Annotated in this window: 14 protein-coding genes and 1 tRNA gene; 13 read left to right on the top strand and 2 right to left on the bottom strand. The window is 62.4% G+C overall.

Going from position 1 to position 23656, the window contains the following annotated elements:
• The first annotated feature begins 53 nt into the window (after positions 1–53).
• The 11 genes from rpe to HMPREF2971_RS07920 all read left to right on the top strand — a co-directional run bounded on the left by rpe (position 54) and on the right by HMPREF2971_RS07920 (position 17634).
• Positions 54–749: a ribulose-phosphate 3-epimerase gene (gene rpe / locus HMPREF2971_RS07970; protein WP_070692372.1), complete on the top strand. Its 696-nt coding sequence runs from the start codon at positions 54–56 to the stop codon at positions 747–749.
• A gap of 366 nt (positions 750–1115) precedes the next feature.
• Positions 1116–2189, top strand: a complete 1074-nt coding sequence (locus HMPREF2971_RS07965) for an ABC transporter substrate-binding protein (RefSeq protein WP_049360332.1) — start codon at positions 1116–1118, stop codon at positions 2187–2189.
• A gap of 126 nt (positions 2190–2315) precedes the next feature.
• Positions 2316–4415 (top strand): peptidase, encoded by a 2100-nt coding sequence (locus HMPREF2971_RS07960; RefSeq protein WP_049360341.1) that lies wholly within the window; start codon positions 2316–2318, stop codon positions 4413–4415.
• Positions 4416–4611: 196 nt separating this feature from the next.
• On the top strand, positions 4612–5658 hold the full coding sequence (locus HMPREF2971_RS07955; RefSeq protein ID WP_070692369.1) for a plasmid partitioning protein: 1047 nt from the start codon (positions 4612–4614) through the stop codon (positions 5656–5658).
• A 143-nt stretch (positions 5659–5801) separates the two neighbouring features.
• Positions 5802–6869, top strand: coding sequence for a FecCD family ABC transporter permease (locus tag HMPREF2971_RS07950; protein WP_083294445.1), 1068 nt, complete (start codon positions 5802–5804; stop codon positions 6867–6869).
• Entirely contained in the window at positions 6869–7975 is a 1107-nt protein-coding gene (locus HMPREF2971_RS07945; protein WP_070692366.1) for a FecCD family ABC transporter permease, read from the top strand. Before HMPREF2971_RS07950 ends, HMPREF2971_RS07945 begins: the two co-directional genes overlap by 1 nt.
• Positions 7975–8817 (top strand): ABC transporter ATP-binding protein, encoded by an 843-nt coding sequence (locus HMPREF2971_RS07940; protein ID WP_005505573.1) that lies wholly within the window; start codon positions 7975–7977, stop codon positions 8815–8817. The genes HMPREF2971_RS07945 and HMPREF2971_RS07940 overlap by 1 nt, the downstream gene beginning before the upstream one ends.
• 579 nt (positions 8818–9396) lie before the next feature.
• A complete protein-coding gene (locus tag HMPREF2971_RS07935; protein WP_070692363.1) occupies positions 9397–10785 on the top strand; it encodes an enterochelin esterase domain-containing protein in 1389 nt (462 codons plus the stop codon).
• Between the two features lie 245 nt (positions 10786–11030).
• Positions 11031–12731 (top strand): (2,3-dihydroxybenzoyl)adenylate synthase, encoded by a 1701-nt coding sequence (locus HMPREF2971_RS07930; protein ID WP_070692360.1) that lies wholly within the window; start codon positions 11031–11033, stop codon positions 12729–12731.
• Positions 12732–12797: 66 nt separating this feature from the next.
• On the top strand, positions 12798–13025 hold the full coding sequence (locus HMPREF2971_RS07925; RefSeq protein WP_005507422.1) for a phosphopantetheine-binding protein: 228 nt from the start codon (positions 12798–12800) through the stop codon (positions 13023–13025).
• A gap of 256 nt (positions 13026–13281) precedes the next feature.
• Positions 13282–17634, top strand: coding sequence for a non-ribosomal peptide synthetase (locus tag HMPREF2971_RS07920; protein ID WP_210398880.1), 4353 nt, complete (start codon positions 13282–13284; stop codon positions 17632–17634).
• A 177-nt stretch (positions 17635–17811) separates the two neighbouring features.
• On the opposite strand, the gene aceE is transcribed toward HMPREF2971_RS07920, so the two are convergent.
• Complete coding sequence (gene aceE, locus HMPREF2971_RS07915) at positions 17812–20544, bottom strand: pyruvate dehydrogenase (acetyl-transferring), homodimeric type (RefSeq protein ID WP_049352774.1); 2733 nt, start codon at positions 20542–20544, stop codon at positions 17812–17814.
• A 480-nt stretch (positions 20545–21024) separates the two neighbouring features.
• On the opposite strand from aceE, the gene HMPREF2971_RS07910 reads away from it, so the two are divergent.
• Together HMPREF2971_RS07910 and gndA are read left to right on the top strand one after the other, a co-directional pair.
• Positions 21025–21097 (top strand) — tRNA-Val (locus tag HMPREF2971_RS07910).
• Between the two features lie 156 nt (positions 21098–21253).
• Positions 21254–22726 (top strand): NADP-dependent phosphogluconate dehydrogenase, encoded by a 1473-nt coding sequence (gndA, locus tag HMPREF2971_RS07905; protein ID WP_070692357.1) that lies wholly within the window; start codon positions 21254–21256, stop codon positions 22724–22726.
• Positions 22727–22917: 191 nt separating this feature from the next.
• Here gndA and epsC read toward each other — a convergent pair whose 3' ends face one another.
• Positions 22918–23502 carry a serine O-acetyltransferase EpsC gene (gene epsC / locus HMPREF2971_RS07900; protein ID WP_005507433.1) on the bottom strand — a complete coding sequence of 195 codons (585 nt, stop codon included), beginning with the start codon at positions 23500–23502 and terminating at the stop codon, positions 22918–22920.
• Positions 23503–23656 lie beyond the last annotated feature (154 nt).

Genomic DNA, 23656 nt, shown 5'->3' with positions numbered 1-23656 from the left:
CGCTTCACCGCCTAGCATCATCCGCCATACGGCACGGACTTGAAAGGAACCCCATGGGTATTGCCATTAACCCGTCGATTCTCTCGGCGGATTTCGCGAACCTGCAGCGCGAGCTGGAGCGCATTTCCACCGCAGACGCCGCGCATATTGACGTGATGGACAACCACTTCGTCCCCAACCTCACCTGGGGCCCGCCGGTGGTCAAGCGTCTGCGCGAAATCTCCCCGGTGCCGTTCGACGTGCACCTGATGATTGAGGACGCCGACCGTTGGGCACCCGAATATGCCAGCATGGGCTGCGAATCGGTGACCTTCCACGCGGAGGCGGCTATCGCCCCCATCAAGCTGGCGCGCACCCTGCGTGCTGAGGGCGCGAAGGCGGGTATGGCGCTGCGCCCGGCAACCGCCGTGGAGCCCTACCTGGACATGCTCGGCGAACTGGACATGCTGCTGATCATGACCGTGGAACCCGGCTTCGGCGGCCAGGCATTCCTGGACGTGACCCTACCGAAGGTTGCCCGCGCCGCCAAGGCGATTGAGGGCGCGAACCTGCCGGTGACCGTGCAGGTGGACGGCGGCATCACCGAAGAGACCATCCTGAGTGCCGCAGAGGCGGGCGCAACCTGCTTCGTTGCCGGTAGCTCGGTCTACGGTGTGGATGAGGCGCTCGGCGGCCCGGAGGCGGCAATCGCCTCCCTGCGTGCGGCGGCAGCATCGGTCAAGCGTTCCGGCGCCGGTTGCGGCTGCTAGCGGTGCTTGCCGGTAACGGCGCTTGCCAGTAATGGCGCCCGCATCGATGACCCCCGCGCCCATAAAACCTCATACGCCCCGTTGTGAAGTCTGCGCCCCGTCGCGGCTCTTCGTGGCGGGGCGTTTTGCGTGCCCGGCTTTCTCAACCACCGCAGATTTATAGCGAGGTAATAGCAGGGGAGAGACACCCAGTTAAGCGACATAGTGTCAGCAAGACTATGACAAAGCGTGATATATGTTACCCCGCACAATTCCGCGGCAAAACCGGGTATCCTGGCGGTCAGAGAAGGCAAACAGAACACATCTTGATGTAACACTCAGATATCTGTAAGGTTAGGTATAGTTTAGTCAAATCTAGGGGGAACTATGTCTTTCAACCGAACCGAGCTGACCGACACCGAAAACCACGGCGCATCGGGCGTTAACCGCCGCGCATTCTTCGGCCTGGCGCTCGCCTCCTCGGCTGCTCTCGCCCTCGCGGCATGCAGCAGCGAGACCACCACGACCACCACTTCCGGCGGTTCCACCTCCGGCGGCAACAGCGGCACCCGCACCATCAAGGACATTGACGACGAGAACGTAGAAGTTCCCGCCAACCCGCAGAAGGTTATCGTCCTCTCTGAACCCACCCTCGATGGCCTGCTCGCCCTCGGCGTGACCCCCGTCGGTTCCGTCTCCGGTCGCGGCCAGTCCGGCGTGCCCAACTACCTTGCCGACCGCGCCAAGGGCGTGCAGATTATCGGCACCGTCGCCCAGGTCAACTACGAGCAGATCGGCAACCTTGACCCCGACCTGATTCTGGTCGACTCCACCGGCGTGGACAAGCGCTCCGAAACCTACGAAACCCTCAAGAAGATTGCCCCCGTCGTCTACTGTGGCTACGCGGGCGGCGACTGGCGCATCAACTTCCGCAACGTCGCTAACGCCATGAACATGGTCGACAAGGGCGAAGAAGTCATCAAGGCATACGAGGCAAGCGCCGCAACGTTGAAGGATCAGCTCGCCCCCAAGTACGGCGACAAGACCTTCTCCATTGTCCGCTGGGCAGGCAACGGCCCCGCCCTGATCCTCAAGGAACTGCCCGCCGGTCAGGTGCTCACCGACCTGGGCCTCAAGCGCCCCGAGGCGCAGGACCGCAACGGCCAGGGCCACTCCGAACCGGTCTCTCTGGAGAACCTGGCAACCATCGACGCGGACTACATGTTCCTCGGCACCCTCGGCGGCGCAAGCCAGAAGAACCCGAACGCACAGGGTACCGCAGGTCTGCAGGGCGCCGAAGAAGCACTGAATAAGGCGAAGGAAACCTCCGGTTTCACCAACCTAAAGGCAGTCAAGGACGACCACGTGATTCTCGTGGACGGCTCCAAGTGGACCTCCACCGGCGGCCCGCTGCTGCTCGAGGGCATTATCGAAGACGTCAAGAAGGCGCTTCCGCTCTAAACATCCCGTTCTAAATACCCTGTGAAGCAATCACCCGCTGAAGCTTCCGCCACCCTTCTCGCCGCGACCTAAAAACCGCGGCGGGAAGGGGATGCACGACCCACCACACCATCCTCAAGGACCACAATGACCGAAACTCGACCCGTGCGCACCGCAGCCCGCTACGGTGCCGTCGTGGCTCTCGCCGGCGCGCTCATCACCCCCGGAGCAGCGCTGACCGGCTCCACTCTCGCATTCGCGGATACTCCCGCCGCCACCCAGCAGGAAGCTAAGGCTGCCGTGACCATCTCCACCGAGAAGTGGCGCGAAGGTAAGCTCGTGCTGCGCGGCACCGGCTTTACCAGCACCGCACCCGGTCGCGGCGCAGTGTTCGCCGTGAAGTTCCTCGACGCCCTGCCGGATGAAGCGCACCAGGCGATTAACCCGATCACCAAGAAGGGCGGCAACTCGCCCGCGAACTTCATGGCAACCGCCAAGGAGGACGGCACTTTTGAGGTTGAGGTGTCCCTGCCGACCCCCGAAAACACCGGTCTGACCGCTGAGCAGCTGAAGAACAAGGGCTGGACCGTGGAGGGTACCAGCCACCGTATTCAGGTGCTTTCCGGCTCCCTGGGTGGTACGGATGCGGACGGTAACACCTACGACCGTCGTGCATCTGTGTCGCAGAATATTACGCTGAGCGACCCTGCTCCGAGCCCGGCACCGACCGCAGAGCCTTCTGTGACTGCCGAGCCTACCGCTGAGCCCAGCGCAACCGCAGAGCCTTCCATGACTGCCGCGCCTACCGCGGAACCGAGCGCAACTGCAGAGCCTTCTGCGACCGCTGAGCCCAGTGCCACTGCAGAGCCGACCCCCGAGCCTACTGTGGAGCCCAGCGCAACTGCTGCTCCCACCCCCGAGCCGAGCGCAACTGCAGATCCTACGAAGCCTGTTGACCCGAAGCCTGCTGACCCCAAGCCCGCGAACCCGGTGAAGGCGAATGTCACCATCTCCACCGAAAAGTGGCGCGAAGGCAAGATTGTGGTGCGCGGTGAAGGCTTCGTAAGTAATGCTCCCGGTCGCGGCGCCATATTTGCGGTCAAATTCCTGGATGCCGTCCCCGATAATGCGCACCAGGCCATTAACCCCCTGACCAAGAAGGGCGGCAACTCGCCCGCAAACTTCATGGCAATCGCCAATGAAGACGGCACCTTCGAGGTTGAGGTTCCCCTGCCCACCACCGAAAACACCGGCTTGAGCGCTGAAGATTTGGCTAAGGCAGGCTGGGCTACCGAAAATTCCGAGCACAACGTGCAGATCCTCTCCGGTTCCCTGGGCGGAGCAGATGAGCAGGGTAAAAACTACGACCGTGGTGTGTCTATTCGACAGAAGATTAAGCTCAGCGACAAGGCTCCGGAGTACGCCCCCATTGACGCACCCGAGCCGGTCAACGCCTCCGAACTGACCGCGGGTAATGGCGTGCAGGTGAGCCGTGACGGTTCCACCGTGACCGTGACCGTGCCGAATGCTGAACCGGGCACTTGGGTGTACGCCGCGACCTACCTCGGCAACTCCCCGCAGACCCTCTACGGCTCCGGCTGGAAGCGTCTGGACGGCAACCGCAGCTTCAGCTACGAAACCAGCGTGAGCATGCCCGCCGCCACCTACCGCGTGGTTGTGCACAACGGCAACCAGGGCGCTGAAAATGCGGTGCTCGGTTTTGCTGACATGACCGTGGAACGCGCTGTTACCCCTCGTCAGGACGTTTCCCGTGATGAGCAGGACGCCACCGACCAGCTGGTTGAAGAGCTGAACGAGAACCCCGCAACCAGCACCTCTACAGCGCCTGTTCCCATGCGTAACGCGGGCGGCCGCATCAGCACCCGCGCCACCGACGTGGACGCATCCCTCGCCGCGCTCTCGCAGAGCACCGCTCCGGTCGTGAACCGTGTGCAGGCTAAGGCGAAGGTTCAGAACGCGCAGAAGTCCCTGGCTACCAGCCTGCAGAAGACCGAAGCCAACGCGAAGAAGGCTGCGAAGGCAGCCGCTGGTTCGCAGGGCTCGCAGAACACGCAGGGCTCCCAGAACTCCGCCGCAGGCACCAAGGCTCAGGGCCCGGTCATTGAGGGTACTGAGCTGACCGGCCTGACCAAGTGGGTGGTCAACAACGCCAACAACCTGCTGCTTTCGGCGGCTGGCCTGGTGGTTTTGGCTGCGGCTCTGATTCTGCGCACCTCCAAGAAGTAAGCTCTCTGACCACACATTCACATCGGCACCGGTCCACGCTCCACACTTTTGACCCTGCACCCTTGAACAGGGGCGTGGATCGGGTGCCTCCAACCATTCGGGTCACGACCCGCTGAACTGCACCGACCTACTGAACTTCACCTACACGAACCCGGTAGCGTTCAGCTTCGACCCCGGTAATTTTGAAAGGACCACCATGCGTGCACCTTTTTCGGGAGCCCCGAAGGCATCCCTGACCTCTAAGGCGCTGACCGCCTGCGCTGCCGCAACCCTGGCGCTGGGCTTGGGAGTTGGCACCGCATCCGCTCTGCCTCCGGGCGGTGCGAAGGCATCGACTCCCGGCACCTCCTCGACCGTTTCTTCGTCTGTGAGCGAGCACGGCGTGATTTCCTTTAGCGTGAGCGGCTTCCCCGCGAACACTGTGGTGTCCGTGAAGGTGGACGACGGTAACCTGTGCCCCTCCGATGCGGCTCAGGGCGCGTGCGTGGTGCACCAGCAGAAGAGCGATGGGAACGGTAACGTCTCCGGTTCCTTCGTTCTGCCGGATGTAGGCCCTGGCACCCACACCCTGCGTTTCCTCGCATCCGGTGAGAAGCGCGACAAGGACGGCAAGTACCTGGGTACCGAGGCGTACAGCAACCGCAGCCCCGAGTTCACCGTGGTGGGTGAGGGCGGTTCGGATAACTCCTCCTCGAACTCTTCGGGTTCTTCCTCGAGCCGTGGCTCTTCCAGCTCGAAGAGCAACGGCGGTTCCTCGAATGGCGGTTCGAACTCTAATAACTCCGACTCTGCAGACGACGCTCAGGGCTCTAACGATTCCAACGAGTCCTCGTCCAATGGCGGCTCGATCGGCTCCTCGAACGGTTCTGCAGGTGGCGCGGCTGAGGCTGAGACCGTCTACACCGATGCTGACGGCAACACCATCACCAAGGAAGAGTACGACCGCCTGAATGCGGAGGCTGATTCCTCCGGTACTACCTCTGGTTCTTCTAACGCTTCCTCTGCGCCTTCTGCTTCGGCAGATGCTCAGAAGAAGAAGGCGACCGCTTCGGCGAGCGCATCTTCTTCGGCTGTTGCGCGCGGTACTGCGTCGAGCCCGAGCGCTTCGGCTTCGGGCGCGGCTAACACCGCATCCACCGTTCAGACCGTGACTTACGGTGCTGCGTTCCCGTGGATTGGCGTGGTGGTTCTGGGCGTAAGCATTGTGGGTGCCGCTGCGCTGCTGCTGACCCGTAAGCGCTAAGACTTAACGTCGGATGCGGGTGGGGGAGTGACCCGCCCGCTCCGGCGTTTCTCTCATTATCTACCGGTGTGCCGGGTGCCCCCTCTTGCGGCGGGGTGCCGAGTGCGCCTCCCCGTTTTCTTGTATCGAGCATAAGGAGCATAGTGGCCCGCACGAGCTCATTGTCCCGAGGTGTTCAGCAGGAGAGTACGTCCCGTCAGGGGTCTGTGATTCAGGGGCAGAAGTTGGGTAAGCGCCTGGCTTTTCTGTTCTTGTTTGCGGTGCTTTTGGCGGGTGCTGTGGCTGCTTCTTTGCTGTTCGGATCGAATAATCTTCCGCCGGATGAGGTTCTGGCTGTTTTTAATGGCACTGCTTCTGAGCAGGCGCAGACGATTGTGATGGAGCAGCGTATTCCGCGTACCCTGGTGGGTCTTGCAGCGGGTGCCGCGTTGGCTGTTGCCGGTTCTCTGATGCAGTCGCTGACCCGTAACCCGTTGGCTGAGCCCGGCCTGATGGGTGTGAACGCCGGTGCTGCGGTGGCTGTGATTGGCTCCGTGGTGGTTTTTGGCGTGATGGGTATTTGGCAGTACATGGTTGCTGCAACGATTGGTGGCGCGTTGGCTGCGGTGCTGGTGTACACGCTGGGTCGTGGCCGTGACGGGTCGATCGTGAAGCTCGCTCTGGCGGGTGTGGCAATTTCTGCGGCGCTGTCGGCGATTGCGCAGGGCCTGATTTTGGCTGATCAGGATGCGTATAACGAGTTCCGTGTGTGGGTTGCCGGTTCGCTGGAGGGCCGCGGTATGGATATCGCTTCGACGGTGGGTCCGGTGATTGTGCTGGGTATGCTGGTGGCGTTCTTTGTGGCTCCTGCGATTAATGCTCTGAGTATGGGCGAGGAGGCGGCGACCAGCCTCGGCGTGAGTGTGCGTACGACCCAGAATTTGACGTTGCTGGCGGTGACGGTGCTTGCCGGTGCGGCGACTGCTGCGGTGGGTCCGATTGGTTTTGTGGGTTTGGCGGTGCCGTTTGTGGTGCGTGCTTTGCTCGGTAATGATGTGCGCTGGGTGAATTATGGTTCGGCGCTGTTGGGCCCGGTGTGGCTGCTGTGTGCTGACGTGTTGGCGCGTGTGCTGGTGGCTCCGCAGGAGACTCAGGTGGGTATTGTGGCGACTCTTGCCGGTGCCCCGGTGTTCTTGTTCTTGATGACTCGTCGTAAGGTGGAGGCTCTCTAATGTCGAATTCTTCCGTTGTTTCGACGGCGACCGTCACCACTGCAGCTAATCGTTCTGCGCGTCGTCGCGGCCGCGATTTGGGCGGTCGCCCGGTGTTGACTGTGCGCGGTCCGCTGAGTGCTCAGGTGCCGTGGCGCGTACTGATTCTGAATGTGGCGTTGGTGGTGCTGATTGCGGCGCTGGCGTTTTGGGGCATGCTGCAGGGTGACTACAAGATTGCCTCGGAGAAGCTGATCCCGGCGCTGCTGGGTGAGGGCAAACAGATTACGGTGGCTTTCGCCCAGCAGCGTGCGGCGCGTATTGTGGCGGCGCTTCTGGTGGGTGCGGCGCTTGGTCTGTCGGGTGCGATTTTCCAGGTGATTTCGGGTAATGCCCTGGGATCGCCGGATATTATCGGTTTCACGAATGGTGCCGCGACCGGTGCGCTGTTGCAGATTATTGTGTTTAATTCCGGTCCCGTTGAGGTTGCTCTGGGCGCTGTGGTTGGTGGTTTGGCGACTTCGGTGCTGGTGTGGTTGATGACGCGGCACACGGGCCTGCACGGCTTCCGCCTGGTGCTGGTCGGTATTGGTGTGGGTTCGACCCTGGCGGCGTTCAATGCGCTGCTGGTGGTGCGTGCTTCGCTGACTCAGGCGCAGACCGCGGCGTCCTGGCTTGCAGGTTCGCTCAATGACATCACCTGGGAGCGCACCTACGCACTGCTGGGTCTGCTGCTCGTGGTGACTCCGCTGCTGCTGATGCTGGTCCGCCCGCTGGGCGCGATTCGTTTTGGTGACCAGGTGGCTTCCGGTTTGGGCGTGAGCGTGAACGCGTACCGCGTGGCGGCGCTGTTCATTGGTGTGCTTCTGGTTTCGCTGGCGACCGCGACGACCGGCCCGATTGCCTTCGTCGCCCTGGCGGCACCGCACATCGCGAAGACTCTTTCCCGCAGTGGCGGGGTGGGCTTCACCTCCGCGGCACTTATGGGTGCGCTCATGGTGCTCGGCTCTGACCTGATTGGCCGATTCGCTGTTCCCGGACGCATCATTCAGGTGGGTGTGGTGACCGGCGCGATTGGCGGCCTGTACCTGATTTACCTGATTTACCTCGAAAGGAAGAAGAGCTAGTGAACGCTAGTGTGACGACCCGCCTTGAAGGCGAGAACATGGTGGTTGCCTACGGTGAGCATACGGTGCTCAACGGGGTAGATTTTCAGGTGCCGGAGGGGGAGCTGACCGTTATCCTGGGCCCGAACGCCTGCGGTAAGTCGACCACCCTGAAGGCTCTTGCCCGCGTGAACCCGCTCAAGAAGGGCGAGGTTCGCCTGGACGGCACCCCGCTGCCGCAGATGAAGTCCCGCGCTATCGCCAAGATCCTGGCGATGCTACCGCAGACCCCGGAGGCGCCTAGCGGCGTGACCGTGGCGGATGTGGTGGCGCGCGGCCGCTACCCGCACCAGTCGCTGCTGCGTTCCTGGTCTGATGAGGACGAGCGCGCCTGTGTGGAGGCGATGCAGGCGGCGAACGTGCTGGAGCTTGCTGAGCGTCCCATTGAGGCGCTCTCGGGCGGTCAGCGTCAGCGTGTGTGGATTGCCATGACCCTGGCGCAGCAGACCCCGCTGATTCTGCTGGATGAGCCGACCACCTACCTGGATATCACGCACCAGATTGAGGTGCTGAACCTGACGAAGAAATTGCATTCCGAAGGCCGGACGGTAGCCGTGGTGTTGCATGACCTGAACCTTGCTTTCAGGTATGCTACTCATGTTGTGTTAATGAAGCAGGGCCGGATTATCGCTCAGGGTGATCCGCGTGCGATAATTACACCGGAACTTATTCAGGAAGTTTTTGACCTGCAATCGGTCATTATTCCTGATCCGTGCACTGGTACCCCTTTGGTTATTCCGAAGGAGAACCAAACAATTCATATTGCCGCTGACGCTATTTCGGCGGCCCGCGAAAGCGAATAGTTTTCGCCCCTAAGCCGCGTGGGAGTTTGCACCAACCGTCTCAGTACGGGTGGAAAAGTTTGGCATTGCGCCGAGCAGCGAACGTTAGGATCTGAGGGACCCAGGATCCCCTGCGCGTAGGGCGCCTACCCGGTGCTCGCCCGTCTTTGACGCATGAACGGATCCGAGCACTGGGTAGGTTCCATTTTGGGAACCCCGTAGATGAGGTACCGAGACTGCCGCATGAGACTTTGAAAGTTGCGACTTGAGAGGTTTGATGCACGGTCTCGGTGCCTCATCTCTTTTAACTTCTGAGCCGGGCTGGGATGAGCTGGTCTGGGCGGGGCTGGGCTGGGTTGCTCTGAGCCGGTCTGGGCGGGGCTGTGCCGGTCTGGGCGGGGCTGCGGCGGCTTCGTGCTTGGGTTTTAGCAGCGTGTGTTCGCTGTCATGAATGTCATCTTTTGGTTCTTTCGTTTTTCCCTTTGGCTGGAGTTTGGGTAAGGGATACCATAGAGTGAGGTAGTAGAGGCTAACTAACAATAATGCGCCTCCTCACCGATTCTCACCGATTGAGTGTTTCCACAGACCAAGGAGGAACCGTTGGGCGAGCACGAACCCACCGCGATCGTTCCCACGCAGAACGCTTCTGAACAAGCTGCTTCCGTGCAGCCGCGTACCGTTGCGCCGACCGTGCGCCCGGCCCCTCCCAAGATCCCGCGCCCCGTACCGGCACCGCGCGTGGACAGCCCCCTCATCAGCGCCATTATCGCCGATGCGGTCAGCCCCGAAGAGCTGAACGCCCGCATCCTTGAGATCGTCTCCGAAGGCACCCCCATTATCGAGCCGGTGCACCGCGAAGACGGTAGCATCAGTGAGAACGAGCGCATCGTCACCTTCCTGTACCGCAACGAGCAGGCGGAGCAGGTGCTCATGTTCATCAACCGCCTGACCGATGAGAAGAACCTTGACCGTTCCCTTATGGCCCGCATCGAGGGCACTGGCTGGTGGCAGCTGAGCATACAGATGGAAACCACCTGGCGTGCCTCCTACAACTTCTTGCCGGCGCTGCCCGGCGAGCGCCCCGCCTGGTTGGGCGATGACGACCAGGTGCGCCTGCGCGCCGCCCTGGATTCTGGCGAGGGTGACCCGCTGAACCCCGAGACCGTGTGCAACCGCATCGGTCGTTGCATGGGTGTGGTGCAGCTTGAGCACGCGCCGGTGCAGGAGTTCATCCTGACTCAGGAAGAGATTGACGCGCTGCCCGCCCCCGAGTGGATGCAGACCTCTGACGGTCACCAGTACGTGCTTGGCCGCGTGGGTGACCCCGCCCCGGATGCGCCGCTGTTCATCCAGTTCGACGGTGAGATGTGGTTCAGCCAGGGTATGGAGCAGACCCTCAACCGCGCCCATGAGGCGGGCCGTATTCCGGCGATGCACGTGTTCTTCCTGCACTCCGGCGGCCGCGAGAACCGCTGGAAGGAACTGAACGGCGACAATCCGATTGCCGACTACCTGGTGGAGATTGCGTTCCCGCACCTGGAAGCGGTGCACGGCATTAAGACCGACCCGCAGAACATTGTGATTAACGGTCAGTCGCTGGGTGGCCTGTCCTCCCTGCTGGCGGTGCTGAGCCGTCCGGAGGCGTTTGGTGGCGCGATTGCGCAGTCTTCGTCGCTGTGGCAACCGCAGGTCATGGACCGCCTGGACGAGCTGGAGGCGGCGGGCGAGATTGACCGTCTGCGCCACCTGTACCTTGAGATTGAGGTGGGGGAGCAGGAGTGGGTTCTGGTGCCTCCTCACCGTGAGCTGAAGGAGCGCCTGGAAAAGCTGGGCCTGGAGAGAGCGCGTTGCACGACCTTCAACGGCGGTCACGATTATGCGTGCTGGCGCGGTGCGATTGTGCCGACCCTGGAGCGTATTATTGCTGCCAGCCGGGAGGCTGAACGCACTGAGCTGGGCTTTGCAGAGGACCTGCGAGAGGCTGCTTAGGGCTCCCGCACGGTAGAGCACGCCCCGCATGGTGGGCGTGCGGGGTTCCCGTTAGGGTAAACACCGCCGCGCCCGTATCCTAGAGAAGTACAGCCTAAGAGAAGTGCAACACTACCGCGCCGCGAGGGGTACCGAAGGGTACCCGGCGTAGGCTGCGCACCCGCCCTCATTGACGAGATGGCATCACGCTGCGAACACAACGTGAGCGCTATAGAAACCGCAAACGACACAGAAATCGAGAGAAGATGACCGTAGAACGTAGCCCCCTGGCCCCCACGCCGCTCATCCCCGAGTCTTTTGCCGCGAAGTACCGCGAAGCCGGCTACTGGATTGACCAGACCATCCCTGAGTTCCTGCTGGATGCCTGCCGCGCAAAGCCGCACTTCCCGGCGCTGGTGGCGCTCTCACACGCGCAGCTCGATGAGAACGGCAAGCCCCAGCAGATTCGCCTCTCCTACGGTGAGCTGGAGGCGGCAGGTCGTGCCGCTGCGGCGCGCCTCGTGAAGGCTGGTGTACAGCCGGGTGACCGCGTGCTGCTGCAGCTGGGTAACACCGCCGAGTACCTGGTGTACCTGCTGGGTATTTTCTGGGCGGCTGCGCTGCCGGTGTTCTGCCTGCCGCAGCACCGCACCACCGAGCTCGTGCACTTCGCGACCCGCACCGATGCGGCGGCGCACGTGTTCTCTTCGCTGACCCCCGGCGCAGATTTCGCCGCCCTGCACGAGGACGTTGCCGCCGAGCTGCGCAAGAACTCCCTGGAGCCGCCGGTCGCTATTGACGTTGCGGAGCCGCTGACCCCGCTGACCGAAGAGGAGCTCGCTGAAGAGTTCGTGCCCGGTGTCATTCAGAACACCGAGAACCTGCGCGCGAGCGAGCAGGTGGCGTTCCTGCAGCTCTCCGGCGGTACGACCGGCATTTCGAAGCTGATTCCTCGCACCCACGCCGCCTACCTGTACTCGGTGCGCGGCTCGGTCGACATCTGCAAGCTGAACAACAACACGACCATGCTCGTGGTGCTGCCCGCCGCGCACAACTTCACGATGAGCTCGCCCGGTATTCTGGGCGTCATGTGCGCCTCCGGCAAGCTGGTGTTTGCGGCGGATCCGTCCCCGCAGACTGCGTTCCACCTCATTGAGATGGAGGGTGTGACCACCTCCGCGCTGGTGCCGCCGTTGGCTCAGGCGTGGGTCGCCTCCGCGGAGAAGCGCGGCGTGTCCCTGCCCTCCCTGCAGACCCTGCAGGTGGGCGGTTCGAAGCTGGCTCCGGCGGTTGCGGGCAAGATTGAGTCGGTGCTCGGCTGCACCGTTCAGCAGGTGTTCGGCATGGCTGAGGGTCTGGTGAACTACACCCGCTCGACCGACCCGATTGAGCTGCGCCTGAGGACTCAGGGTTACCCGATTAGCCCCGACGACGAAATCCTGATTGTTGATGATCGGGACCAGCCGGTTAAGCGCGGCGAGAGCGGCCACCTGCTCACCCGCGGCCCGTACACGATTCGCGGCTACTACCTGGAGGAGAACGCGAACCGCTACGGATTCACCGAGGACGGCTTCTACCGCACCGGCGACATTGTGCGACTGGTCGCAGGCAAGTACCTTGAGGTGACCGGCCGCGCGAAGGACCAGATTAACCGCAACGGCGAGAAGATTGCCGTGGACGAAATCGAAGAGCTGGCGCTGACCCACCCCGACGTTTTTGACGCCGTGGTCCTGGGCATCCCGGATGAGACCGTGGGCGAGCGCGTGGGCCTGGTCATTGTGCCGCAGGAAGGTGCCGACCTGGGCGAAAACCCGCGCCGCACGATGCACGAGTTCTTCACCTCGAAGAAGCTCGCCGACTTCAAGATTCCGGAGCGCGTGCAGGTTCTGCAGGAGCTGCCCACCACGAACGTGGGTAAGATTTCTCGCCGCGAGCTGCGCGCCAAGCTTGCCGAAATTTTCGGCTAAACCCTTTGAGCTGACCATTTTCGGCTAAACCGTACGCCCTTATTCCTACCCCTATTGAGGAGAAAAATGTCCGCATTTGAGACCCTGCGCCCCATCATGGAGAAGTACATCGTCGAGCCCGACTCCCTGCAGACCGCTTTTGACGAGCCGACCACCGACCTGTTCTCCCTAGGCATGGACTCTATGGGCGCATTCGCCCTGCTCGACGACCTTGCCGCTGAGGGCGCCGTGATTGAGTTTACCGAGCTGGTGGAGAACCCGACCGTGGAGTTCATCGCCTCCCGCCTGGGCTAAGCGTTATCACACCCCGAGTGCCCGCCTGCCGCGCATGCAGGCGGGTGCCCGGGGTGTTTGCTACTCGCCTCGTTTTTCTGTGCGCCGGTTTTACGCCGTGTTGTGTAGCTGCGTTTACCCTTGTCAGTGCACTTCTGCCAGTGCACTTCTGTCAGCGTGAAGCGGCGGGGCAGTAGCCTACCTTTCACACCTACCTTTAACACACCGCATATCATCCCTAATCCAGACCCCTAATCCAGACCTTTGAGAGGCCATCATGGGCGTAGCTGATACTACCGCACCCGCTAGCTTCGGGACTGCTTCCGACCTTCGCACCGCCGCGAACCCCTCCGCACAGCACAGCGCTGACAGCCCCTGGCTGCCGCTGACCACTAACGCACGCGGTATCTACTTTGCCGCCGCGATTGACCCGGAAAACCCCTGCTACAACACCGCGGAGGTTCTGCAATGCCCCGCAGACACCGACCTCGCTCTGCTGCGTGAGGCTTTTGAGCAGCTCTACCGCGAGAACGAGGGCTTCCGCGTGCGCACCCGCATTGCTGATGGTTCCGCATCCCAGCAGATTCTGACCGAGGAGGCGTTCCTCGCGGGCATTGACCTGCTCGTGGACGGGGGCGAACTGAGCGGCACCGCCGAGGCGGGGGAGGAGAACGCCTCTGACCTGCCCGAATCAGCCCTGCCTGACTCTGATTTGCCCGCGCCGGTACGCGCCTGGGCGCAGCGCCTGCTCGCCCAGCCCCTTACCACCGATGAGGGCGTGACCGTGCGCAGCGCAGTGGCGCGTTACGGCGGGTTCCTCTGGGTGTACCATTCCTTCTCCCACGTGGTTGCCGACGGATTCGCGGCGTTCAACGGCCTCTCCCGCGTGGCGGCGATATACCGCGCCCTGTCCGCCGGTCAGCCGGTTCCGGCAACCCGCCGCATGAGCCTGCAGCAGCTGCTCGATGCCGACGATGCCGCCTCCACCGCCCGTGAAGAAGACGTCGCCTTCTGGGAGGCGAGCGGCGCCCTGGAACAGGAAGATACCTCCCTGGCGGGTCGTACGGCCTCCCCGTCGGCGCAGTCTGTGCGCCTGGCGTTCAGCATTGACGTACCCACCCAGCAGGCCCTGCTGGATGCGGCAAAGCAGCACGCCGTCTCCTGGCCGGTGCTGGCGACCGCCGCCGTCGGCTCGTACCTGGCGCGTGTGGGCGGCTACCCGCAGGCTTCGTTCGGCGTGCCGCAGATGAACCGCATGTTCGCCCGCACCCTGCCGGAGGCGACCCGCGCCCTGGGTACGGCGAGCGCCCAGACCGGCTGTACCGCGGTGAACGTTCTGCCGGTGCAGGTTGCGGCGACCGGCCCCATTGCGGAGTCCCTGCACTCGGTGAAGGAACAGTACGCCCGCAACGCTGAGCATCCGCTGGCTCGTCAGGAAGACCTCGAGCGTACCGCGCGTAATGCCCAGTCCAGGCTGTTTGGTGCGCAGATTAACGTGGTGCCCTTCGACGCGGTGCTGCCGCTGGCGGCCCCCTCCAAGGGCGGGTCCGGAGCCCCGGTGCCGACGGCGCGCATCCACAATATTTCGGCGGGTCCCGTTGCTGACGCGACCTTCACCCTGCGCGGCATGCCCGGCCGCGGCAACAGCATCTCCTGCGAGATTGATATGAACCCGGCGCTCTACACCGCCGAGGAGCTGGAGCGCCATGCCGCCCGCCTGAGTGAGTGGCTGCCCGCCTACGCGGCGGAGGCGCAGCGTGAGGGTGCCTCCCTGAACAACCTCGGCCTGGCGACCGAGGCGGAGCTTGCGACCCTGCGCGAGCTGACCGCCCCGGCGCTGACCGAGCACCCGCTGGAGTACAAGACCCTGCTGGGTCGCTTCCGTGAGGCGGTGGCGGCGCATCCGCAGGCGCTCGCGGTGCTGGATTCTGCCCCCGCGCCCGGTGAGGTGCTCACCCCCGAGTCGGAGCGCGCCTACGCCTTTGACCGCGCCCTCACCTACGCCGAACTGGACGAGCGCGCCCGTGCGCTTGCCGCGCAACTGCTGGACTGGGGCGTTTGCCCTTCCGACGCGGTGGGTCTGCGTGTGCACCGCGGCGTGGAGCAGTACGTGGCGCTGTACGCCCTGCTGTACGCTGGCGCCACCTATGTGCCGGTGCTTCCGGATCTGCCCGCCGAGCGTGTGGGCGTGATGATGGAGGACGCCGAGTGCTCCCTGCTTCTGCACGGCCCCGGTCTGCAGCCGCTGAGCGCGCAGGAGCTGAACCCGCAGGAGCCTGCGCGTCACGCAAACCTGCCCCAGCACACCCTACCGCAGCTGAGCATCGAGGAACCTGTACAGGCACCCGCCGCTGAGGAGCTTCCGGGCGTCAAAACCGGCCTGGACGAGGACGCTTACGTGCTCTTCACCTCCGGCTCCACGGGCAGGCCTAAGGGCGTTGCCATCAGCCACCGCGCGATTGATAACCGCCTGCGCTGGCAGCAGCACCAGATTCCGGTGGGGGAGGGCGACCGCGTTCTGCACAAGACCCCCATCTCCTTTGACGTGCACGTGTGGGAGCTGTACTGGCCTCTCGCCGAGGGGGCCGCCGTGGTCATTGCCGCCCCGGAGGGTCACCGCGACCCCGCCTACCTGGCGCGCGTGATTGCTGAGCAGTCCGTCACGGCGGTGCACTTTGTGCCGACCATGCTGTCGGCGCTGACCTCTTCGCCGGCGGCGCGCCGCATCCTGGCTGATGCCGGCTTCGGTCAGGATCGAGAGCAGCCCCTGCGCTACGTGGTCTGCTCGGGCGAGGCGCTGCAGAAGGACCAGGTGCAGGCGACGGGCGAGGTTCTGGGCGTGTATCCGCTGAACCTGTACGGCCCGACCGAGGCGGCGGTGGACGTGACCTTCTGGGAGACGTCCACCGACCCGCAGCGCGAGAGCGTGCCCATTGGTGAGCCGGTCTGGAATACCGGCACCCTGATTCTTGACCCGACCGGCCACCCCGTGCCGGTGGGTGTGACGGGTGAACTGCACCTGTCGGGTGTGCAGCTGGCGCCCGGCTACAAGAACAACCCGCAGGCGACCGCGGCGGCTTTCGTGGAGCAGGCTCCTGCCGGTGCGCTCGCGCTGCTGAACGGTGAGAGTCAGCGTCTGTACCGTACGGGTGATTTGGCGTGCTGGGAGATTCTTCCCGATGGTCGCGCCGTCATTGGCTACCGCGGCCGCACGGATTATCAGATTAAGGTGCGCGGTCAGCGCCTGGAGCTGGGCGATATTGAGATGGCTCTTGCCGCGGTTGAGGGTGTGAGCGCTTCGGTGGCTCTGCTGTACCGCGGCCTGCGTGAGCCTGCCCTGGCGGCAGTGCTGGAGGTCGGCGACGTGCCCGCCGAGCGTGCCGAGCAGCTGGTGGAGGCGGCGCGCGAGCATTGCGCGCAGGTTCTGCCGGACTACATGGTTCCGACCCTGTGGCATACCCTGCCTGCTCTGCCGGTGAGCCCCTCCGGTAAGGCGGATCGCAAGCTGTTGGCGTCCCTGGACCTGACCCCTCAGACTTCTGATGCCGAGGGCCCGCACGGTCTGCTGGAGCAGCAGCTGTGCTCGATTATTGCCGGTGTGCTGGGTCGTGAGCGTTTCGGCGTGGATGAGGATTTCTTCGCCTCGGGCGGTCATTCGCTGGCGGCTCTTGAGGTGATTGCCGCGGTTGAGGAGCAGCTGGGTCTGAGCGTGAGCATCGGTGCGCTTTTTGCGCATCCGACCGTGCAGGCTTTGGCGGCGTCCATTGCTGGTGAGCGCGGCGAGGGCGCGGAGTTCGCGCCGGTTCTGCCGCTGCGTGAGCACATTTTGACTCAGCGCGAACACGTTGTGACTCAGCGTGAGCAGCCCGTTGTCCCCGATACTACCGAGGCCCCCGCGCCGCTGTTTATCCTGCCGCCTGCGGGTGGTTTGGGCTGGTGCTATGCGGGGTACCTTTCGCATCTTCCGGCTCAGCAGGGTGTGTATGCTGTGCAGGCTGAGGCGTTCTCTGATCCGCAGGCTGGGTTTGCGTCGAGCCTGCAGGAGCTGGCTGAGGGCTACCTGAAGCTGATTGAGAAGACCCTGGCGGAGCGTTCGTTGCCGCGTCGTTTTGCGTTGATGGGCTGGTCTGTTGGCGGTACTGCCGCGGTGCAGGTTGCGGCTCTGGCGCAGGCTGCGGGTGCGCAGGTTGAGCGCGTCATCCTGTTGGATGCGTATCCTTCGGAGCAGTGGCAGGGCGTGCCTGCGCCGGATGAGCAGGAGAGCTTCCGTGCGCTGTTGCGTATGGGCGGTTTGCCGGAGCCTGCGGCTGGTGAGCAGCTTGACCTGCCGGGTACGTTGGAGCGTCTGCAGCGGGCGGGTTCGGCGATGGGTTACCTACCGGAGGAGAAGTTGGGTGTGTGCTTGGGTAGTATGCGTGCTTCGGCGGCGTTGATGCGTGGTGCTGAGCAGGCGTTCTTTGATGGTGATGTGTTGCTGGTGGGTGTGCCGCATGAGGATCAGCCGTATTTGGACGCGGCGGGTTGGTCGGCGCATGCGTCGTCGTTCCGTGCGGTGTTGCTGGAGGGTACGCACCCTGACCTGGTGAATCCGGCGCGTTTGGCGGAGGTGACCGGCCACTTCGCCGGCTAGCGCTCTATAACTGTTTTCCCCATAACTGATGTAGCCCGGAGGTAATAGTCGTTACCTGCGGGCTACATCAGTTAAAACATGCGGTTGAGTTAAAACACGAATGCCCCCGGTTGATGAATCACCAGCCGGGGGCATCGTTTAGTGTCTAACGCAGAACCGGGTTCTACAGCTAAATGCTTAGTGCTGCTCCAGCTCGGAGTTAGCGTTCACGTTCAGCAGGTCGTACTTAGCGAATGCCTTCGCGGGAACGTCTGCTGCAACCTCGCCGCGCTTTGCCAGCATCTGCAGGGTGCGGACAACAACCGACTCTGCATCGATGTGGAAGAAGCGACGTGCACCCGGGCGGGTGTCTGCGAAGCCGAAGCCGTCAGCACCCAGGGTTGCGAAGTCGTTCGGAACGAACTGGCGGATCTGGTCGGGAACATCCGAAGCGAAGTCGGTGGTCGCGACGATCGGGCCAGCAGCGCCTGCCAGCTTCTGGGTCACGTAAGGAACGCGAGCGGGCTGGTTCGGGTTCAGCAGAGCCTCTTCCTCAGCGGCAATGCCGTCGCGGCGCAACTCGGTCCACGAGGTGACGGACCAGACGTCTGCGGAGACGCCCCAGTCCTCAGCCAGCAGCTGCTGAGCCTTCTCAGCCCACGGAACAGCAACGCCGGATGCCAGCAGCTGTGCCTTGGGGCCGGAGGTCAGCGGGGACTCGCTAATCTTGTGGATACCCTTGATGATGCCCTCAACGTCAACGTTTGCCGGCTCAGCAGGCTGGTGAATCGGCTCGTTGTACACGGTCAGGTAGTACATGACGTTGTGGTCTTCGTCCTTGGTACCGTACATCTGCTCGATACCGCGCTCCACGATGTGAGCGATCTCGTAGCCGTAAGCCGGGTCGTAGATCTTGAACGCCGGGTTGGTGGACGCCAGAATCGGGGAGTGGCCATCGTTGTGCTGCAGACCCTCACCGGACAGGGTGGTACGACCTGCGGTTGCACCGATGACGAAGCCGCGGCACAGCTGGTCGGCAGCAGCCCAGAAGCCGTCGCCAGTGCGCTGGAAGCCGAACATCGAGTAGAAGATGTAAATCGGGATCATCGGCTCGCCGTGGGTGTCGTAGGAGGAGCCCAGTGCGATGAACGCAGCGGTTGCGCCTGCCTCGTTAATACCCACGTGAACGATCTGGCCCTCGGGGGACTCGGTGTAGGTGAGCATGAGCTGGTGGTCAACGGGCACGTAGTTCTGACCGTTGGGGTTGTACAGCTTAGCCGAGGGGAAGAAGGAGTCCATACCGAAGGTACGTGCCTCATCGGGGGTGATGGGAGCGATACGGTGACCGAAGCCCTTCACGCGCATGAGGTCCTTCATCAGGCGGACGAACGCCATGGTGGTAGCAGCGGTCTGCTTGCCGGAGCCCTTCTTGGTCTGTGCGTAGACCTTGGACTCGGGCAGGATAATCTCAGGCTGGGTGTTTGCACGGCCGGGGATGTAACCGCCGAGTTCCTTACGGCGTGCGTGCATGTACTGCAGTGCCGGGTGGCTTGCCTCGGGCACGTAGTACGGCGGGTTGTACAGATCCTTCTCCAGCTCCTCGTCGGAGATGGGGATGTTCAGGTGGTCACGGAAGCCCTTCAGTGCTTCCATGGTGAACTTCTTGATCTGGTGGGTGGAGTTACGTGCCTCGAAGTAGGGGCCGAGCTCCGCACCCTTAATGGACTGTGCCAGGATGACGGTGGGCTTGCCCTTGGTCTCCATAGCTTCCTTGTAGGCTGCGTAGAGCTTCTTGTCGTCGTGGCCACCCAGGCGCAGGTTGAAGATCTGCTCGTCGGTCAGGTCTGCAACCAGTTCCTTGGTTTCGGGGTACTTGCCGAAGAAGTGCTCGCGGATGTAGCCACCGTCTTCGCCACGGAAGGTCTGGTAGTCACCGTCGAGGGTCTCGTTCATCAGCTGGATGAGCTTGCCGCTCTTGTCCTTCTTGAGCAGCTCGTCGTAGTCGGAGCCCCACAGGACCTTGATGACGTGCCAGCCTGCGCCGCGGAAGAATGCCTCGAGCTCCTGAACGATCTTGCCGTTACCGCGAACGGGGCCGTCCAGACGCTGCAGGTTGCAGTTGACGACGAAGGTCAGGTTGTCCAGGTGCTCGTTTGCAGCCAGCTGCAGTGCACCACGCGACTCGGGCTCGTCCATTTCGCCGTCGCCCAGGAATGCCCAGACGTGCTGCTCGGAGGTGTCCTTGATCTTGTGGTTGTGCAGGTACTTGTTGAAGGATGCCTGGTGGATTGCGTTCAGGGGGCCCAGACCCATGGAAACGGTCGGGAACTGCCAGAACTCGGGCATGCAACGGGGGTGCGGGTACGAAGGAATACCGTTTGCGCCCTTGGTCTTCTCCTGGCGGAAGCCGTCCATCTGCTCTTCGGTCAGGACGCCCTCAACGAATGCGCGGGAGTAGACACCGGGGGAGGAGTGACCCTGGAAGAAGACCTGGTCACCGCCACCGGGGTGGTTACGGCCGCGGAAGAAGTGGTTCTGGCCCATTTCGTAGAGGTCAGCCACACCTGCGAAGGTGGAGATGTGACCGCCAACGCCGATGCCCTTCTTCTGGGCACGCTGAACCATGATTGCTGCGTTCCAACGAATCCATGCGCGGTACTGGCGCTCGAGTTCCTCATCACCGGGGTACTCGGGCTGCTGGTCGACGGGGATGGTGTTGATGTAGTCGGTCTTGACCAGAGTCGGGACCTTAACACCCTTTGCGCCAGCCTCCTTGAGCAGTGCGCGAAGGATGTACTCTGCACGCTCGGTGCCGTGAGTCTTGATAAGGTCCTCGAGGGACTCGGCCCACTCCTGGGTCTCTTCTACGTCGATGTCCTTGAAGCCATCGAGAAGGGTGCTCAGGGAGTGCTCGTTCGGTACGTTAGCCAAACTAATCCAACCTCTCTTCTGTGCGGTTGTGAGATCGCCCGCCGCGCGTTGTTGCGTTGTCGAACAATCTTTGTGTTTAAGCGCTATAGGTCTGTAAGACCCACTTCGCTTCTTATCTCTACTATCTTAGACCTAAAGGTGCCTCTCTTGGTCTCAAATGGGGGTTTTTGTGATGTGGGTTTCGCATTGTGACTATCTGAGTGGAAAAAATGCGCATCAAAAGTACTAGTTAGGGTCTTTTTGCACCTAAATGGCGCGGAATGGCGGGGTTGGCGGAATGGCGCGGAATGAGAGGGTGTGGCTTGTTTCTGAGGGGGAGGGTAGCTGTGGCTTGGTGTGGCTTGATGTTGGGTGCGGTGGGAAAATGAAAAAAATATTGAGACATAGAACACGTGTTCTGGATTTGCGTGGCACCTCAAAAGCCCGTATAGTTGTTTCTTGTGTTCGTCACTGGAATGGAAACGAAACAGTGAGAACTACGGGTCTTTAGCTCAGCTGGTAGAGCGCCACGTTTACACCGTGGATGTCATCGGTTCGATCCCGGTAGGACCCACCGATTACCCCGGTACCGCACGGTACCGGGGTTTTTCCGTTCTAAGCACTTTCTCCACGCGCTATATCTCTCCAAGAGTGAGAAGGGCGACTCTTCAGAGCATAAAAGTGCACTCCACCTATATATAGCCTGCCCTCAGCGCGTATCCTTATATACATGACTGAAAACAAGAAGGCACAGATTGGTGTCACCGGCCTTGCTGTCATGGGCGCGAACCTCGCCCGCAACCTGGCACGTAACGGCTACACCGTGGCACTGCACAACCGTTCCGTAGAGAAGACCGACGCACTGCTGGCTGAGCACGGCGCAGACGGCGACTTCATCCGTACCGAGTCCCTGCAGGAACTCGTTGACTCCCTCGAGTCTCCCCGCCGCATCCTGATTATGGTCAAGGCGGGCGCACCCGTCGACGCTGTTATCGAGCAGCTCACCCCCATGCTCGACGAGGGTGACATCATCATCGACGGCGGTAACTCCCACTTCCCCGACACCATCCGTCGCGAGCACGCCCTGGCTGAAAAGGGCCTGCACTTCGTGGGCGTCGGCGTGTCCGGTGGTGAGGAAGGCGCCCTCTGGGGCCCCTCCATGATGCCCGGCGGCTCCGCCGAGTCCTACAAGCACATCGGCCCCATGCTCGAGAAGATTGCCGCTAAGGCTCCCCAGGACGGCGCACCCTGCTGCGCATGGATCTCCACCGACGGCTCCGGCCACTTCGTGAAGATGGTCCACAACGGCATCGAGTACGCCGACATGCAGGTGATTGGCGAGGCCTACGACCTGCTGCGTTCCGTGGCCGGCATCGAACCCGCCGAGCAGGCAGAGATCTTCAAGGCCTGGAACAAGACCGAGCTGAACTCCTACCTGATCGAAATCACCTCCGAGGTGCTCGCACAGGTGGACGCCAAGACCGGCAAGCCCCTGGTCGACGTAATCGTTGACGCCGCCGGCCAGAAGGGTACCGGCCTGTGGACCGCTAAGGCTGGCCTGGACCTCGGTTCCCCCGTCTCCGCTATCGCAGAGTCCGTGTTCGCACGCGCCCTCTCCTCCTCTGAGCGTGAGCAGCGCGAGCAGGCACAGCGCGAACTGCCCGCAGGTCTGATTGCAACCACCGGCATCGGTGCAGGCGACCCCGAGTTCGTTGAGGATGTGCGCCGTGCACTCTTTGCATCCAAGCTCGTTGCGTACGCACAGGGCATGGACCTGCTCACCCGCGCAGGTAAGGAATATGGTTGGGATCTGAAGCTGGACACCATCGCATCGCTGTGGCGTGCAGGCTGCATCATCCGCGCCGAGCTACTGGGCGACATCATGGCTGCCTACGCAGGCGAAGCACCCGCAAACATGCTGCTGGCACCCGCTTTCAAGAACCTCATGGAGGAGCTCGTTCCTTCCTGGCGTCGCGTGGTGGCTAAGGCAACCGCACTGGGCATCCCCGTGCCGGTGTTCGCTTCCGCACTGTCCTACTACGACGGCCTGCGCCGCGACCGCCTGCCCGCATCCCTGATTCAGGGCCAGCGTGACTTCTTCGGTGCGCACACCTACGGTCGTATTGACGAAGAGGGCGCCTTCCACACCATGTGGAGCGGTGACCGCTCCGAGGTGAACGCAGCGGACATTCACGTTCACTAAGCTCCCGTAGCTGAATACGTAAAAGCCCGCCCCGGCTGGATGAGAATCCGGTCGGGGCGGGCTTTCGTTATGTCTTGATAGGGCAGTCCCCGAGGTATCTCAGGGATGCAGTAGGGGAGAAGCACTGCGGGTAGGGTATTAGCTAGGAGCCGCCAGATGCGCCTCTACGGGGTTAAAACGCTTGCCAAGCGCTAAATCCACATGGCGGGGTCAATGTACTCCACAGCGTCCACCAGGGGCTTCTTCTTCTCCGGGGTACGCGGGCGGTGCTTCGCCGGAATGCCGGTAATAATCGAATCGGCGGGGTGATCATTGACGACCACGGCGTTCGCGCCAATAGCGCTATCGGCACCAATAACCACCGGACCCAGCACCTTAGCACCTGCACCGATGGTCACACGGTCACCAATGGTGGGGTGACGCTTCACCTTCTCCAGGGAGCGACCGCCCAGGGTCACACCGTGGTACAGCATCACGTCGTCACCAACCTCAGCAGTCTCACCAATGACAATGCCCATACCGTGATCGATGAAGAAACGGCGGCCAATGGTCGCACCGGGGTGAATCTCCACACCGGTCAGAAAACGAGCAAACTGCGAGAGAGTACGAGCCAGAGCCTTCGTCTCATCCTTCTGCCAGAGCTTATGGGTCAGACGGTGAACCCAAATGGCGTGCATACCCGAATAGTTCAGCGCAATCTCGACAGCGCCGCGCGCAGCAGGGTCGTGTTGGCGGACGTTCTCAATATCTTCACGCAGACGCGCAATAAAACTCATGGGTTCCCTTTCACTCATCGGCCGTGCTCTGTGTATGCGACCTTTCCAACGGTACCAACAACGGTGCTCATTCACCTATTCCCGAACTCTGTCGTCGTCATAGTGAGTGCTCTCTTTAACATCTCGGTCACAATTGCGTGCGGAACGTAATATT

The organism is Rothia sp. HMSC066G07, from assembly GCF_001814485.1.
GTDB lineage: Bacteria > Actinomycetota > Actinomycetes > Actinomycetales > Micrococcaceae > Rothia.
This window is presented reverse-complemented; position numbering and strand designations above follow the sequence as displayed.

What these genes read in the sequence shown, in the direction of transcription:
- HMPREF2971_RS07965 (WP_049360332.1), top strand. Translation starts at nt 1,116, where the DNA reads ATGTCTTTCAACCGAACCGAGCTGACCGACACCGAAAACCACGGCGCA.
- HMPREF2971_RS07945 (WP_070692366.1), top strand. Translation starts at nt 6,869, where the DNA reads ATGTCGAATTCTTCCGTTGTTTCGACGGCGACCGTCACCACTGCAGCT.
- HMPREF2971_RS07955 (WP_070692369.1), top strand. Translation starts at nt 4,612, where the DNA reads ATGCGTGCACCTTTTTCGGGAGCCCCGAAGGCATCCCTGACCTCTAAG.
- gndA (WP_070692357.1), top strand. Translation starts at nt 21,254, where the DNA reads ATGACTGAAAACAAGAAGGCACAGATTGGTGTCACCGGCCTTGCTGTC.
- HMPREF2971_RS07920 (WP_210398880.1), top strand. Translation starts at nt 13,282, where the DNA reads ATGGGCGTAGCTGATACTACCGCACCCGCTAGCTTCGGGACTGCTTCC.
- HMPREF2971_RS07930 (WP_070692360.1), top strand. Translation starts at nt 11,031, where the DNA reads ATGACCGTAGAACGTAGCCCCCTGGCCCCCACGCCGCTCATCCCCGAG.
- rpe (WP_070692372.1), top strand. Translation starts at nt 54, where the DNA reads ATGGGTATTGCCATTAACCCGTCGATTCTCTCGGCGGATTTCGCGAAC.
- epsC (WP_005507433.1), bottom strand. Translation starts at nt 23,502, where the DNA reads ATGAGTTTTATTGCGCGTCTGCGTGAAGATATTGAGAACGTCCGCCAA.
- HMPREF2971_RS07925 (WP_005507422.1), top strand. Translation starts at nt 12,798, where the DNA reads ATGTCCGCATTTGAGACCCTGCGCCCCATCATGGAGAAGTACATCGTC.
- HMPREF2971_RS07960 (WP_049360341.1), top strand. Translation starts at nt 2,316, where the DNA reads ATGACCGAAACTCGACCCGTGCGCACCGCAGCCCGCTACGGTGCCGTC.